Annotated in this window: 13 protein-coding genes; 6 read left to right on the top strand and 7 right to left on the bottom strand. The window is 31.4% G+C overall.

All coding sequences use genetic code 11. From position 1 onward, the window contains the following. Positions 1-19: 19 nt before the first annotated feature. Positions 20-1,414, top strand: a complete 1,395-nt coding sequence (gene hydA, locus ACAM25_RS09875; protein ID WP_369609562.1) for a dihydropyrimidinase — start codon at positions 20-22, stop codon at positions 1,412-1,414. Between the two features lie 450 nt (positions 1,415-1,864). Here hydA and ACAM25_RS09870 read toward each other — a convergent pair whose 3' ends face one another. From ACAM25_RS09870 to ACAM25_RS09860, 3 genes are all read right to left on the bottom strand, one after another. Further along, complete coding sequence (locus tag ACAM25_RS09870; protein WP_369611657.1) at positions 1,865-2,260, bottom strand: hypothetical protein; 396 nt, start codon at positions 2,258-2,260, stop codon at positions 1,865-1,867. A gap of 120 nt (positions 2,261-2,380) precedes the next feature. After that, on the bottom strand, positions 2,381-2,557 hold the full coding sequence (locus tag ACAM25_RS09865) for a hypothetical protein (RefSeq protein WP_369609561.1): 177 nt from the start codon (positions 2,555-2,557) through the stop codon (positions 2,381-2,383). Between the two features lie 404 nt (positions 2,558-2,961). Continuing rightward, a complete protein-coding gene (locus ACAM25_RS09860; protein ID WP_369609560.1) occupies positions 2,962-3,687 on the bottom strand; it encodes a polysaccharide deacetylase family protein in 726 nt (241 codons plus the stop codon). Positions 3,688-3,955: 268 nt separating this feature from the next. Between ACAM25_RS09860 and ACAM25_RS09855 the strand changes: the two genes are divergently transcribed. Continuing rightward, positions 3,956-5,428 carry an NCS1 family nucleobase:cation symporter-1 gene (locus ACAM25_RS09855; RefSeq protein ID WP_369609559.1) on the top strand — a complete coding sequence of 491 codons (1,473 nt, stop codon included), beginning with the start codon at positions 3,956-3,958 and terminating at the stop codon, positions 5,426-5,428. 255 nt (positions 5,429-5,683) lie between these two features. Then, positions 5,684-6,967 carry an MFS transporter gene (locus ACAM25_RS09850; RefSeq protein ID WP_369609558.1) on the top strand — a complete coding sequence of 428 codons (1,284 nt, stop codon included), beginning with the start codon at positions 5,684-5,686 and terminating at the stop codon, positions 6,965-6,967. A 174-nt stretch (positions 6,968-7,141) separates the two neighbouring features. On the opposite strand, the gene ACAM25_RS09845 is transcribed toward ACAM25_RS09850, so the two are convergent. Together ACAM25_RS09845 and ACAM25_RS09840 are read right to left on the bottom strand one after the other, a co-directional pair. Next, positions 7,142-8,323 (bottom strand): MFS transporter, encoded by a 1,182-nt coding sequence (locus ACAM25_RS09845; RefSeq protein WP_369609557.1) that lies wholly within the window; start codon positions 8,321-8,323, stop codon positions 7,142-7,144. Positions 8,324-8,445: 122 nt separating this feature from the next. Continuing rightward, positions 8,446-10,050: an APC family permease gene (locus ACAM25_RS09840; RefSeq protein ID WP_369609556.1), complete on the bottom strand. Its 1,605-nt coding sequence runs from the start codon at positions 10,048-10,050 to the stop codon at positions 8,446-8,448. 225 nt (positions 10,051-10,275) lie between these two features. Between ACAM25_RS09840 and ACAM25_RS09835 the strand changes: the two genes are divergently transcribed. Then, a complete protein-coding gene (locus tag ACAM25_RS09835; RefSeq protein WP_369609555.1) occupies positions 10,276-10,935 on the top strand; it encodes a hypothetical protein in 660 nt (219 codons plus the stop codon). Between the two features lie 344 nt (positions 10,936-11,279). On the opposite strand, the gene ACAM25_RS09830 is transcribed toward ACAM25_RS09835, so the two are convergent. Both ACAM25_RS09830 and ACAM25_RS09825 read right to left on the bottom strand, forming a co-directional pair. Continuing rightward, complete coding sequence (locus ACAM25_RS09830; protein WP_369609554.1) at positions 11,280-11,537, bottom strand: hypothetical protein; 258 nt, start codon at positions 11,535-11,537, stop codon at positions 11,280-11,282. Between the two features lie 221 nt (positions 11,538-11,758). Then, the gene (locus tag ACAM25_RS09825; RefSeq protein WP_369609553.1) at positions 11,759-12,478 is read right to left on the bottom strand and encodes an FAD-binding oxidoreductase; all 720 of its coding nucleotides are present in this window, start codon (positions 12,476-12,478) and stop codon (positions 11,759-11,761) included. A 155-nt stretch (positions 12,479-12,633) separates the two neighbouring features. Here ACAM25_RS09825 and ACAM25_RS09820 point away from each other — a divergent pair, with 155 nt between their 5' ends. Beyond that, positions 12,634-13,959 carry an aspartate aminotransferase family protein gene (locus ACAM25_RS09820; protein WP_369609552.1) on the top strand — a complete coding sequence of 442 codons (1,326 nt, stop codon included), beginning with the start codon at positions 12,634-12,636 and terminating at the stop codon, positions 13,957-13,959. A gap of 24 nt (positions 13,960-13,983) precedes the next feature. Beyond that, positions 13,984-15,210: an MFS transporter gene (locus ACAM25_RS09815; RefSeq protein ID WP_369609551.1), complete on the top strand. Its 1,227-nt coding sequence runs from the start codon at positions 13,984-13,986 to the stop codon at positions 15,208-15,210. Positions 15,211-15,294: the final 84 nt, after the last annotated feature.

Raw genomic sequence — 15,294 nt, 5'->3', positions numbered from 1 at the left:
AGTAGGAAAAGGAGAATATATGGGATACGACTTAATCTTAAAAAATGTAAAACTATTCTCAGTAGCAGGACCTTTTGAAGGTGACGTGGCAATAAAAGATGGAAAAATAACAAAGATAAGCGGAGATATACAAGACCAAGCGGATAAGGTTGTTAACTTATCTGGTAAATATGTTATACCGGGATTAATAGATGGACATACTCATATGGAATTCCCGTTCATGAGTGAAGTTACAGCAGATGACTTCTATTATGGTACTAAAGCATCTATAGCTGGAGGAGTAACTACCATTGTAGATTTTATTACACCACCTAAAGGTTCTAGTCTTGGAGAAGCTTATGAAATGTGGAGGAAAAAAGCTGATCCAAAGGTTATATCTGATTACAGTTTACATAGTATAATTAGAGAAATAAGTCCTAAGATACTTGAAGATATTCCAGACATGATTGCTAAGGGAGTAGTAAGTTTCAAGTTATTTATGGCTTATAAAAATGAGTTTATGCTTAATGATTCTGAACTATATCAATTAATTAAAAAAATATCTGATTATGGAGGAGTAATTGGAATTCATGCCGAAAATGGTGAAATAATAAACGAACTTATTCAAGAATTTATTAGAGAAGGCAAAGTTGAATCTGTATATCATTACTATTCAAGGCCAGATATTTTAGAAATAGAAGCAACAAATAGAATTGCTTCAATTGCAAGCTTAGTAGGTAAACATGTAAAAATGTATATAGTTCACACATCTACGGGAGAAGCAGTGGACATAATAACGTCATATAGAAAAGAAGGATTTAAATTCTTTAATGAGACAGCTCCTCATTATCTAATGCTAAACACAGAGTATTTAAAAAGACCAGACGGTTATAGATTTGTAATGAGTCCACCATTGAGAAGTGATGAACAAAGAACTAAGTTATGGATGAGATTAGCCTCTGGGGATATATACACTGTAGGTAGTGATCATTGCGTTTATTCAGATGCACAGAAAAAGAGGTATAAGGATGATGTACCACCTTTCCATGAAATTCCTAATGGTGTACCAGGTACTGAAACTATATTACCATTACTATTTTACTTTGGAGTAAAGAGAGGAATAATAAGTATGGAAAGATTTATAGAAGTTACTTCATATAATCCAGCAAGGTTATTTGGATTATATCCAAGGAAAGGTAGTATAATGCCGGGTGCTGATGCAGATTTCGCTGTAATAGATCCTAATAGGAGGGTTAAATTATCAGCTGATGTACTCCATAGCAATATTAATTATAGTATTTATGATGATGTTGAGGTCGAAGGATGGAATATAATGACGATAAGGAGAGGAGAAATAGTGTACGAAGAGGGTCAAGTAATAGCTAAGAAAGGTAGTGGAACGTATATACCAGGTAAGACACCAGTTATGGTATGATTTTTCCTTTTTCTATGTTTATTTTATGAAAAGGATTTATTATATTTGAATTTTCTCATAATGTCAAGTCCATATTTGCCACCTATTTTTACATTTCTCACAACTGAATATAACTATGCCAAGCAAGCTAATGTTGCATAATACACAACATTCGATATCTATGCTATTAATAAATCTGTAATTCAATAATTATATTTCCACAATAATAGTAGCTTTTGATAATTGTCAAAATCTTCCCTCTATCTATTTAGACAATACTCTTATAGTAATCAATTACCATTATGAAAATAATAGTCAATATTTTTAGCATTAATAATTTTTATAAATTTAAATCTATGTTTCATTAATTATTTTATAAAAAATCAAATATATTAATCTGATTGTTTCTGATAAATTTTAAAACCTACATACGATATATCATTGAAATATAATTAGTTTGATAAAATTGAATTAAACTAATATATTTTCTTTTCTTACAGTTAAGCCTAATTTCTTTAATGTCATATACAAGCTGGCAGAATTTTCAGATATTACCGGAATGCCAAATGTTTTAGGCAAATACTTTATCGCTTTATAAGTTATTATATTAGTACAGTGTAGATAGATAATCTCAGAATCTTTACTCACTTTACTTTTAAGTAAGGCTAAATAAATTGTTTTATAATCAACATTAGTATATTCTAGTCCATTACTGAAGCCTAAGTATGTATAGCCAGTAACTTCAAAACCCTTTTCGGTAAGATATTCTACTTCCTCTAATGTTCTCTCCAACTTATAAGGAGTAAACACCCAGATTTTTCTCATTCCTAATTCTTTTAGTAATTCTACGGCAGACTCCTCAGCTATAACATAAAGTTTTTTGAATAGTCCTAATATCTCTTTTATTACTTTGATATTTTTATGAGTTCCGTAAGTTCTTTGATATACAATAACATCTACTAATGCACTTATCTTAGAAACTTCTTCCTATAAATCTCTCTTGAATTCTTTAATATTTGCGGGTTCATGAAGATTAGAAGAGATGCTCTTTTTCATTTTCATTCTCGCTGTATAGATACCTACGCCTTTTTGTGCCATTTTCCAAAAATCGTATTCACTTCCACCATTATTATCTACTACAATTAATCCTATTCTTTTTATCATAGATACATGAATTTATTGTATTGTTTATAAATGTTTATTACAGTTTATTGTACAATATATAATTAAGCAGTTAATAATGATATTTTTATCTAATGTAAAAAGATAATTAATAACTCTTAAAGTTTTAATGCCTTTATATTTTGAAATAAACTAAAAATCTAATCTAACTTATTAACAATCATCTTATGTTAGTTGATCTTTTTAAATAATAATTTATTAGTTAAAATAACTTACTCTTTTATTTTTGAAAACTGTCTAATCTTAAATTAGTTCACCTCTTTTAAATAATTCGGCTGCTTCCTCTAAAGTAATAAACTCAACTCCTGGCTTTGATTTTATATAATAAATTAATTCTCTGAAACGTCTTATTCCTTGTACTCTTCCAGTTACATCTGGATGAATTGTTAACGTAAGTATACCATTTTTCTCGATTTCATATAAGTAATCAAAATGTTCTCTAAATAGTACATTATATACAATATCTGATGTGTCCATCCATAATTATAATATGGATGTTTCATGAATAACTGAGGAGGTAAATCATCTAGATACCATGATACTGGAAATTCAATTATTTTAGTAGGCTTACCAAATTCATATGGTTTCATCCATTCATCTGGATCCTTAGAGTAATCTATTGGATACCATTTATCTCCTTTACGCAAATAATAAGGATGAAATTCATCCCCCATTAAACTACTATCGTATGTGAATCCTAATTCTTCTAAATTTTCAACGGTCCATGGTGCCATATCCCACCACGGTTGTCTATTTCCCTTAGGTTCTTTTCCAGTAATCTCTTTTATTAATCTTATATTTTTTATAAATATTTTCTTTTCTTTTTCTTTCGTTAATCTTAATGGGTTTTCATGAGAATATCCATGTGTACCAATTTCGTGTTCCTCATGCGCAGCTTCATATATTTCGTTCTTAAAAGTTTCTATAGAGTGACCTGGAATAAACCATGTAGCTTTTATTTTTGTTTCTTTAAATAGAGATACGAGTCTTTTTACACCTATTTTACCTGCAAACTCTCCTCTTGATAAGTCACAAAGAGAATTTTCTCCTCCATAACTTCCTATCCATCCGGCCATTGCGTCTACATCTACTGTCACACTTACATATATCATAATCAATTCTGTTAATGTACTATATTTAAGTCTTTTTTATTTATGTGTTGAATATAGTTCAAACTAATACATGAAGATAATTATAAACAAACTAAATAATATCAATAATTAGAATTTTTAAGATAAAAATACTTTGTTTTCATCATATAAGCTTAGAATATATCGTTCAAATAAATTAACATAAAAGGCTATCATTTATTAAATTTTTGAACGATATGCAAACTATTATCATATAAAGTTTAAATACTATTTAATTAAGCTCTAAAATATGGAAGAAAGTAAAATAAGTAGTGGGAATATAAAGCTAGATGTTAATGAATATGGGCAAGGTGTACATACTGTTCCAGACACTTTTTATAATCCTAACATAGCACCATTATCTAAAGGAGTAAAAACATGGAATTGGATAAACTACACTACAATATGGGCTGGAATGTCTCATAACGTAGTAGCGTTTGAATTAGCCGGCTTATTGACTTTTGAATTTGGTGCCCCTTTAGCCCTCTTTATAATAGGATTTGCTTATGGCACATTACTTATTGCCTTATATTTGAATGGACATATTGGGGCTAAATGGGGTATTCCATATCCTACTTCAGTTAGACCAATGTTTGGAATAAAAGGGGCAAGGGTACCAGTTATTATGAGAGCGATTGTAGCACTATTCTGGTTTGCCGTGCAAACATATGTTGGTGGTACGTTAATTAACGCTGTCATAGGCATATTTTATCCTCCATGGAACTCATTAACTGCTAATGTGTTAGGGATGCCAGAAAATGTTGCTATTTCAATGTTTATCTTTTGGGTGCTAAACGTTGTAGTATTATTTAAGGGTATGGGTGAAGTTAAGGATTTTGAACTAGTAGCAGGTCCTTTAATTGTTGCAACTTTAGGCGGTTTATTTGCTTATGCAGTATCTGTGGCCCACGGATTTGGTCCATTATTCTCTATTAGCGGTACAGAAACACCTTCTGTGTCAAACATTATGTTAGCTATTTCCTCAATGGCTGGAGTTTGGGCAACATTAGTATTAAACATACCCGATTTTACAAGATTCTCTAAATCTCAGAAAGATCAATTTATTGGACAAGCAATAGGTTTACCAATAGTTGTTACCTTATTCTCGTTCATAGCTATAGGTATAGTATCAACAATGATTTACTTATATCATATCCCATCGTCACAAGCAATTAATTATGTTAATCCAGTAAATATCATGTACTTATTTACAAAAAACCCATATCTTTCCTTATTAGTTGGTGCTAGTTTAGTAATAGCTACAATATCTGTAAATGTGGCCGCAAATATTGTATCACCAGTATATGACTTAATTAGTCTATTTCCAAAGAAGATATCAACCTGGAGTAAGGCTTCAATAATAGCTGCACTAATCAGTTTCTTATATGTTCCATGGTTGTGGTATAACAACGCTGGAACAATTTTTGATATATTAGGAATAATAGGATCTGGATTAGGTTCAATAGCTGGTATAATGATTGCTGACTATTGGATATTAAGAAAAACTAATATAAGCCTAGTAGACTTGTTTATGCCAAGAGGAAAATATTGGTACACAGACGGTTATAAGTTTAAAGCCTTATTGGCTATGGCTATAGGCTTCTTATTGCCAGTTATTGGATTTTTAATACCAGCACTTAGCTTCTTGTATGACTATGGCTGGTATTTAGCTGTATTTATAAGCATGATAATATACATAATTTTCGAAAAGAAGTGGAAGTAGACAGATATATGTTCACTTAAAGTTACTAATTTTTTCTAATTTATCGCTTTACACGTGTTAATTATCATTTTACATATATACATAAGTTAAGTATGACTAATATATTGGAAAAAATTTAACTTCTTATATAGAGAAATAACCTCCTTATAACTTGGTAAATTGAACCTTATCTAAAGTTCCTGTGAGTAAATCAGAAATCCATTCAATCTCCCATTTATAAAATATAAATAAAGGTTCAAAATAAAGAAAAATAATATGAAAGAGGAAATTAAAGTTTCAATAGCTGCTATGATAGGAATAGCATTTGAATTTTATGACTTTCTAATTTTTGGTTTTTTATCAGGTATTTTAGCTGAACTTTTCTTTCCTTCCCACAATAAATTAGTTTCTCTATTAGACACATTAGCAGTATTTGCTACCGGTTTCGCCGGAAGACCTTTAGGAGCTATAGTTTTCGGTCATCTAGGAGATAAGATAGGTAGAAAATATACATTAATAATAACTATGACATTGATGGGGTTATCATCTTTGTTTACTGGTCTGTTACCAGGATATGCTGCATTGGGTATTTTAGCACCTATATTACTAACTATACTCAGGCTACTCCAGGGTTTTTCACTAGGGGGAGAATTTGGTGGAGGAATAACGTTAGCTGCAGAGTTTGCTAAACCAACTAACAGAGCTTTGTATGTAGGAATCGCTCAAATGGCACAGGGAATCGGACCATTAATGGCTACTGGGCTAATATTCGTCTTTAGCAGTATTATGGCACCTCCTACATTCTCGTCAATCGGATGGAGACTTCTGTTCGTTATAGGTGCCTTTATAGCAGTAATTGGAGTAATAATAAGACTAAGGATAAAGGAATCTCCAGTATTTAAGAGAATTAAAGATAATGGTCAAATATCCAGAGTTCCATTAGTTGAGGCGTTTAAAACCCACTGGAGAAGAATATTGTTAGGTTTAGGATTTATAGTTGGAGGAACAACATTAACATATGCTACCAGTGTTTTTGCTACTTCATATTTAGAGACAATTATAGGTGTTTCAGCTAAGACAGTGTCCCTAGCGTTGACAATAGGTTATGTAGTTGAGGCTATATCTATACTCGTTTTTGCTAGGATTGCTGACAAGGTAGGGAGAAAGCCGATGATGATTACTGCTGCAGTGGGTCTGCTAATTCTCGTATATCCCTATTTCTATTTAATATCCACTGGTCAGTTCTTATTGATAGTATTAGCACAAACATTAGTTGCTATAGTTGGTTCATTTGGAACCGGCTCATATGCTACTGCATTAACTGAGCTATTTCCCACAAAAGTTAGGTATACCGCTGTGTCATTTGATTATCACGTAGGTGTTGCGGTATTTGGAGGCACTACGCCATTTATAGCAACCTACTTAATTTACGTAACTGGTTATAAACTTGCTCCAGTATTTTGGGGAATTGGAGGAATGATTGCAACTTTAGTCGCGTATTTAATTTATAAAGAGACTAAAGGAACTGTCTTTGAAGGGCAGGAAAAAGTTGAACATTAGGATAGTATGAGAAAAAAGTAGTTTTTATTTCAATTTATGCTTCGTCTAGAAAGGTCTCTCAGTATCTAAATTAATTTTCTCAAGGTCCATTTTCTTTTTAACTCATTCTCTCTTTAGATATAAGGCAATAAGTATATAGCATAAAACAAAGAAAGAGTCATTCTCACATTTAGTTTAACTTTCTTTTACTGCTATTCTTCTAGGCCAAGTATACATTGAAATGAAAACTACAGCTAAAGAAGCAAAGTTTATGAGATCAACGAAATATGGTAATCTTCCCATACCGTATAAAACTATTATTTCCCCTATGATAGCTGAAATAACACCACCAGATACTGCACCAATATTATAACTAGTCCCAGTTAAGAATGCCCTAATTTCAGTTGGCACACTACTAGCTACAATACCAGAAATTAATGGCCAAAAACCTACTGAAAATGCATATAAAAATACTCCAGCCGACATTGATGGAATTATATAAAAGGAGGAAAACAACGGCATTGCTAAAAATACTGCAATAAGCAATCCTATAATTCCCGTGTAAATTAATTTAAAGGGACTTACATAACTTGAAATCCTTCCAAAGAAAATGTAAGATAAAGCTTGAATTATGTTAGCTATTGCCATTAAAATTCCTATAAATGATGGTGGAAAATGCTCAGCATAAGCAAAATCTGGATAAATACTAAAAACTGATAAATAAGCTATAAACATTCCGGACATTGCTAAAGATGCTTTAATAAAATAGTCCTTATATTCACTAACTCTCACTTTTTGTCTTGCAACTGGCTTAAAACTTTCAGTAACTTTAAAGTAAATGTAAGGGACTAAAGCTAAAGGAATTGAACCAGTAAGCATGAAAATGTAATAACCAGTTATTGAGTTTAGGGAAGAAGAAAGGAAATAATAACTTACCCCAGTTAATGCATAACCTAATGCATAACCAGCTTGAACTATGCTGTTAACAAATTGTATTTTCTCTTTAGGAGCTTTTTCAACAGCTAATACAGTTCCAGCAGTCCATTGTGCACCCATGAATATTCCCTCTATAGTTCTAAATAAAGCCATCAACACAAATGCTGATGAGAATGTGAAAAGTGCCTGAAATGAACTATAACCAGCCGTTCCAATTAAGGAAACAATTTTCCTTCCCTTTTTATCAGCTAATTTTCCGAAAATTGATGCTCCTATAACTCTACCTATTAAACCTAATGAAAAGAGCAATGTGAGTTCAAAGTATGTTAATCCAAAGAATTTGTGAAGAAATGGGTATGTGTAAGTTATTAATACTAAATCGTAAATGTTCCCTGCCCATGCTAATGTAGAGGATGTAACTGCATGTATATAATCTTTCATAATCAGTAATCTCTTTTCTAATTTTAAAAAGTTAATCCTTATAAATTCGTAAAAAAGAGAAAAATCTATATATTTAGAATTTTATTATTGACAAAATATACTATGCTTGCCTTTAGTTAGTTTCACTCTGGTGGTATTTCACTGAACGTTAATGATAAGTCTATTCCTTGTTTCTCTCTTATTCTTCTTATTACTTCAAATAATACTAAAGCTACTATTGGTACACCAATTATTATTCCTAAATTAAGAGTTAGATTAGGAAATACTAATGATGCGAAGCTACTAGATATTATACCATAATAAATAAGGAAGAAAGCCGGAATAATGAGTACTATTGCTGAAATTATTCCAAGTATTCCTATTCTGTTGTCATTTATCCCATAAAGTTTCTTTTTGGCAATAACTACTGCAGCTATTGCAGCCAAGAAGTATTGGTAAAGCATGAAAACAATTACAGTAGTAATAGCGCTTTCACTGAAACCTAAATATATTTCAAGAATATCAAAAATTACGTTTAATCCGGTAATGAAAAGTGTTGCATAAATAGGGGTTCTGAACTTCTCATGAACTTTAGTGAAAAATGTGGGAGCTAACCAATCAAAGGATATTGCAAATAATGTTCTAGTTGGTATAGCTAAATTAATTATAGCATACAAGATATACCAGGTAATTGCACTGGCTACGAAAAGTATTATTAATGCTGGATTATTTAAGAAGGGGATAGATACATAAGCTAATATTGATGTTGTTGCTATAGGAATTCCAGATCCATTTGAGTAATCCCAACCGTTAAAGGAAGTGTAATCATAAAACTTCTCACCAATGAAGTTTTGTAATTCAGCAAGAAGTGCTAAAGCCATAATAGCAGTTACGATATATGAGACAATGATACCATAAAATAAACCACCTTTTTCAGCTCTCTTTATTTCACCACTAAAATAAGTTGGGGCATTATTATATAAAAAGAGAAATGATGTTATTGCTGACATTAATACTATAGTAGTTAATGGATTAATTCCACTAGTAGGTATTGTACATAGAGATTCTAAGTGCGAGTAGGACGGACCACCAAAGGATCCAGAAACTTTTGTAAATATCGATGAGTAGGAAGGGCCAACTATTATTAAGCCTATAATCATTGCTATAGTACCTAAAATCTGGATGGCTGTTAAGATGGTTATGATTCTAGCAAAGTATTTAGTTCTAGCTATTACTACTAGTGTAACTAAGGCAATAATTATAAGCGTACTTGCAAAGAATACGGGGGAAGTTTCATTACTGAATGAGAAATTATTAGCAAATGAGATTAATGAAGAATCATGAAATGTTACTCCAAGAATTTGTAATGAGGGTTCTACAACTAATGGTAATTCAAGCTGAGCTAAAATTGGTACACCGCTAGCAAAAATGAATATATTTGATAGTGCTTGAATAAACCCAATTCTAGGTCCTAATGTTCTTGATATGTATATATAGTCACCAGCAGATCTTGGTATGTATTTTGAAAGGAAGTAATACATTATTGCTACTGGTAACATTAATAATGCTCCTAAAAACCCAGCTAATATCCAACTAGCCCCAATTAATGTTGAGGCAAAACTTAATGGATATGCAACACCAGCTGCTGGTCCTAAGTATGAGAAGTTCATTGAGAATGCGTCTTTGGCATCCATTTCTCTTACTAGTCCAGAGGATTCCCTAACGAAAGCTTTCTTTTTTTCTTGCATACATTAAGGGTGAGTAAACTTATTAAAAAATGTTTTATAGCTTTGATTAAACAATGTTTACTCAATAGTATCTTAAAATTTTAGTTAATCTTTATCTTTCTTTCTTTTTTGTAAAATTATTTTATTATTCGTGATTAAAATGTTATAAATTACAACCTTAGCATTGAAAATTTTTAAGTTATCATTAGGTAAAAGTTTTTAAATTATTCACTAAAATGTAGACTTATGTTAAAAAGAATAGGACTATTAATATCAGATATAGATGGTGGCAGTGAATATGATTTTTGGAAAATGGCACCTAAAGGGTTGGCGATTCATACTGCTAGAATAAGTAAAATAGCTAATTTAAAAGATGAGTTATACAAGGAAGCTTCTAAGTTAGAATCGCTGGTTGACATTTTTGTATATCAAGAAGATTACGAGGTCCATAACATCTCTTCAGATATAAGGCAAGTTCTTGAGCAGTTTGAGAAACCTTATGTTTTGGCAGAAGAATCTGCGTTAGAACTTTTCAAGGAATTAGGGATAAGTAAGATTTGGCTCTTCACACCTTATACAGTTGAGAGAGCACTTGAAGAAGTAGAATATCTTACAGTTAACGGTATTAGCGTAACAGGATATACCTATCTAAATATTAATGATAAAATAGGGCTAAAAAATGTTGACTACAAAACTATATCAATAGCGTTACTTAAAAGTAGAGTAAGTAAGGATTCTGAAGCAATATATATTTATGGAAGTAATTTGATAACTTATAAAGCTGTGAAGACATTACCTAGAGTTTTTGGGATACCAGTTATATCAACAAATCTAGCTAGTTTATTTATGGCATTAAGAAAAATTAAATATGTGAAAAATGGTTTTGATTCGTTAACATTAATATAATAAAATTTTAATTAATTATTTATAAAATTAAATACATGTAATTATCTTTCTATAACTTTTTACATAAATTAATGTTTGCTTTTAGTGAGTAAATTAAGCATATTTAAGTAATTTATTAAATTGCTAGTAACTAGACAATCTTAGTAGTTACTACATATGGTAATCTATTGTTATTTTGTCAATTATTCAATTAGAGTTTCTAATATTAATTACATATAAATAAGAAAAATTGGTATAAATTACGCTACAACATGAAAATTCTAAGTTGAAAACTCGATGTAAATTAGAAGTAATTAGATTGGTATATAAAAAATTAAGTAAAGACAATGAGTTAAATTCTATATTTAAAGAAGTCTTTCTATATTAATTTTGCCAGGGTTAAACAAATCTTCCTTATCATATGCTTTTTTATACATCACGATTTTTTGTAGATGCTGTCTTTCTAATCTTTTATTTATTTGCAAGGAATGAAGATCAAAAGATGTCTTGCCTAAGATTGATTCAACTTTGTAAAAAGTTTTCTCGTCGAATACCATAAAATATGTGTGAGCCTTTCCATCATTCGCAAACTCTGCCTCAGTTATTACGTTGTATTCTCTCACCTTTGCTAAGGTCTCCTCAAGCTTATTAACTTCTATATGATACTGGGTATAATAGAGGTTATTAATTTTTAAAGTTAAGTTTGCATAAACGCCAGCGAAGAAAACATTTCTTTTATTCCACAGAATAGAACCATCAATAGAGTTATCGAATTTTTCTTTTGCAACAACTAAAACACTCCACTTATCAGTGTCAAAACCAGTTATTTCCTTTGTTAAGTGAGTTATTTCTGTGACCTTAAGGTTATGTGATAAACTTCTGGTAGTGTATCGTAAATTTTTTGTATAAACTTAATTGCCTCAGAAAATGTGTCAAAAAGTAAAAGCTGTGGTATAAAACTTTCATTTAACTTCAAAATTTTTAATCTAGTGACTATACCTGTAGTTCCTTCTGCATGTGCTGCAATTTTGATATCACCACCTTTTAGACTTATTATTTTTGCTCTAGGATTTACCATTTTAATTTCAACAACCTGATCCCAATTAGGACCAAACATAAAAGATCCTATTCCCCAAGAGCCCCCAGAGAAATAACCACCTATACTTGCTTTTTGATAAATTGTAGGGTAAACTCTAGGGTTAAATATCAATTTACCTTTTTCATAAAACTTAGTCCCAGAATAAACTGTTATTGTATCTTCATCCTCTTCTATTATTCCGGATAATCCACTCATATCTACTATTATCCCACCTTTTAAAGGTATTAAACCACCAACTGTTCCATAGCCAGAACCTCTTGGGATCAAAGGAATGTGGTTTTCAATTGCAAACTCAACAATTTTTATTATATCTTCTTCACTTCTGGGAAAAACTACTGCATCTGCAACTTTGTTTATCTTTCTTAAAATTGGTGAGGTAAAACTCCAGTCTTTTGATTTTTCTTTAACTATCTCGTATTCAGTAGTATATAGTATTCCTTCTTTTTCAAAATAGTCAAAAAGCATAGTTATATATCTCTGAAGAGGGATATAAATTTATGATTTTACCTCAATTAATAGCTACTATAGTGGTTTTAGTTTTTGCGTTATCTATTTCATATTTAATAGTAAGAATAAGTAAAAGGAAAAAGAAATATAAGTAGTAAGAAATACATCAAATTATGGAAGATAATTTAGATGGCAGTATATTAGATGCTCCTAAGATCTTAATTACACCTCCAGGCCCAAAATCATTAGCAATTTTAAAACAACAAGAAGTGTACGAAACATCAGCACTAAACTATCCTAAATATTTTAAAATAGCGATTGATAAAGCTCAGGGATCAACAATAGTTGATGTTGATGGCAATGTTTATATTGATATGGTTACTGGAATATCCGTAGTTAATCTTGGTCATAATAATCCCTATATAAAGAAATATGTAGAGACGCAACTAAATAAGGTTTGGCATACTCTTGAAATACCTACAGAAATTAGAGTTATGTTTGCTAAAAAACTTCTCTCAACACTTGGGTTTAAAGCAAAACTTCTCTTTACTACTACAGGTGCTGATGCTGTTGAAGCTGGTGTTAAGATAGCTAGGTGGGTTACTAAGAGGAAAGTTATAATAGCTTTTGAAGGCTCTTATCATGGTATAACTTCTGGCACTTTAGGTTTTACTGGTGCTAATAGGTTTAAGGAATTTAATCCAATTTTCGATTCCTTTGTCGCAAAATTTCCTTATCCTTATCCTTACAGATGTCCCTTTAAGGATTGCGTTAATGATATACTCTCTCTAATTGATTATGCAATATCAAACCCAGCCTATTTAGGTGGTGAGGTAGCTGGTATATTAGTAGAGCCCGTCCAAGGTGAGGGCGGTTATGTTATTCCACCGAGAGGTTTTCTTAAAGGCTTAAGGGAAATTGCTGATAAGTATTCTATTCCTCTTATCGTTGACGAGGTTCAGACTGGTGTTGGTAGGACAGGGAAAATGTGGGCTTATCAATGGGAAGGCATAACTCCAGATATTGTCTGTATTTCCAAATCTATTGGTGAGGGAATTCCATTATCAATGGTTGCCTATAGGGAGGATTTTGATAAACTACCAATTGGTTTTCATTTAGGAACTTATAGGGGTAATCCTTTAGGTTTAGCAGCTGGTTTAGCTACTTTAGAATTCATTGAGAGGTTTGATATTCTTTCAAGGGTTCAAAGGTTGGGTGAGAAGGTGTTGAGTGAGTTGAAAGAGGAAATCAGCAATCCTCATGTTGGTGATATTAGGGGTTTAGGTTTTATGATTGGTATTGAGTTAGTAAAGGGCAATAAGGACCCCTTAAGTGAGGGTGTCAAAAAGGCTATTGAGGAGAGTTTGAAGAGAGGTTTATTAGTTTATAAGGCTGGTAGGTGGGACAATGTAATTAGATTAATGCCACCATTAACGATCCCAGAAAAATTATTGTTTACTGGAATAGAGATATTGAAAGACATATTAAATAACGTTTAAAAAGTTTTATTGATATTTTATGTTATGAGAAGAGGAGTAGTTTTTGCTTCAATGATTGGGACAATAATTGAATGGTATGATATTTTCATTTTTGGTACTGGCAGTATTTACATTGCATCTGAACTTTTTCCGTCAACCAATAAGACTATAGCTTTATTAAATACATTCTTAGTTTTTGCATTAGGTTTCGTAACTAGACCAGTAGGTGCATTAGTTTTTGGTCACTATGGCGATAAAATTGGAAGAAAGACAATGTTACTATTTACACTTTTAGCATCTGGAATTTCATCTGGACTAGTTGGTGTTTTACCTACTTATGCTCAATTAGGTATAGTAACTGTTATTTTATTAGTTATTTTAAGACTAATTTTGGGTTTTGGTTTAGGTGGAGAGTGGGGAGGAGCAGTACTTTTAATTACTGAAAATACTGAAAAGAGGATTTGGGTAAGTTTCGTTCAGTCGACTGTTGGAATTGGTTTAATATTAGGTAGTTTAGTCTTTTTGATAATTTCTTCTTTAACTACAACATCGTTTATGTATTCTGTTGGTTGGAGGATTCCATTTCTCTTATCATTTCTTATGACTGCTGTTGGTCTATTCATTAGATTTAAAATTGAAGAGACTAAAGAATTTCAAGAAGCTTTAAAAAGGAACGAAATTTCGAAATTTCCCGCAAAAGACCTATTTAAATCATATTGGAAAGAAGTTATTTTAGGAACATTTTTTGCTGGTTCTCTGGGAACTATATTCTATGTTGGTGCGATTTTAGTCCCAAGTGTCATGGAAGAGCATAATGTAATAACGCCACAGCAAGGGTTTTTAGCAACAATATTAATGGGGTTCTTTGATTTAGTGTTTGTATTTATTGGTGGCTATCTTTCTGACTTTTTGAGTATTAAACTTCTTCTCTTTGTGTCTAATCTCTTAGGCTTAGTTTTACTTTATCCCTCATTTTACATAAAATCTGATGCTATAATTTGGTTAATAGCTTCTTATGGTGTTGCTCATGGTTTAGGCTATTCTCCTTTAGCTTCATTATTATCTGAAATGTTTCCTACAAAGGTAAGGTACTCCGGTTCCTCTTCTGGTTACCAGTTCGGTAATTCTTTTATTGGTGGTCCAGCTAGTTACGTTTCTGACTTTTTAGGCTCAATAAGTTATGTGTTATATCCTGTTTTTGCAATAGTAACGATAATTATCACATTTATAGGATTGATTAACGTTAAGGAAAGGAAAATAATTAGCAAATAATATTATTAGCTTTTTTCTTCAATATAAATTAAGAAAGTTCATCCTAAGATTCTTAACTGCAATTATTAAACTAAATCTTCGATT

Source organism: Sulfurisphaera javensis (assembly GCF_041154675.1).
Taxonomy (GTDB): Archaea; Thermoproteota; Thermoprotei_A; order Sulfolobales; family Sulfolobaceae; genus Sulfurisphaera; species Sulfurisphaera javensis.
The sequence above is the reverse complement of the archived record's forward strand: the minus strand, read 5'-3'. Positions and strand labels throughout refer to the sequence as shown.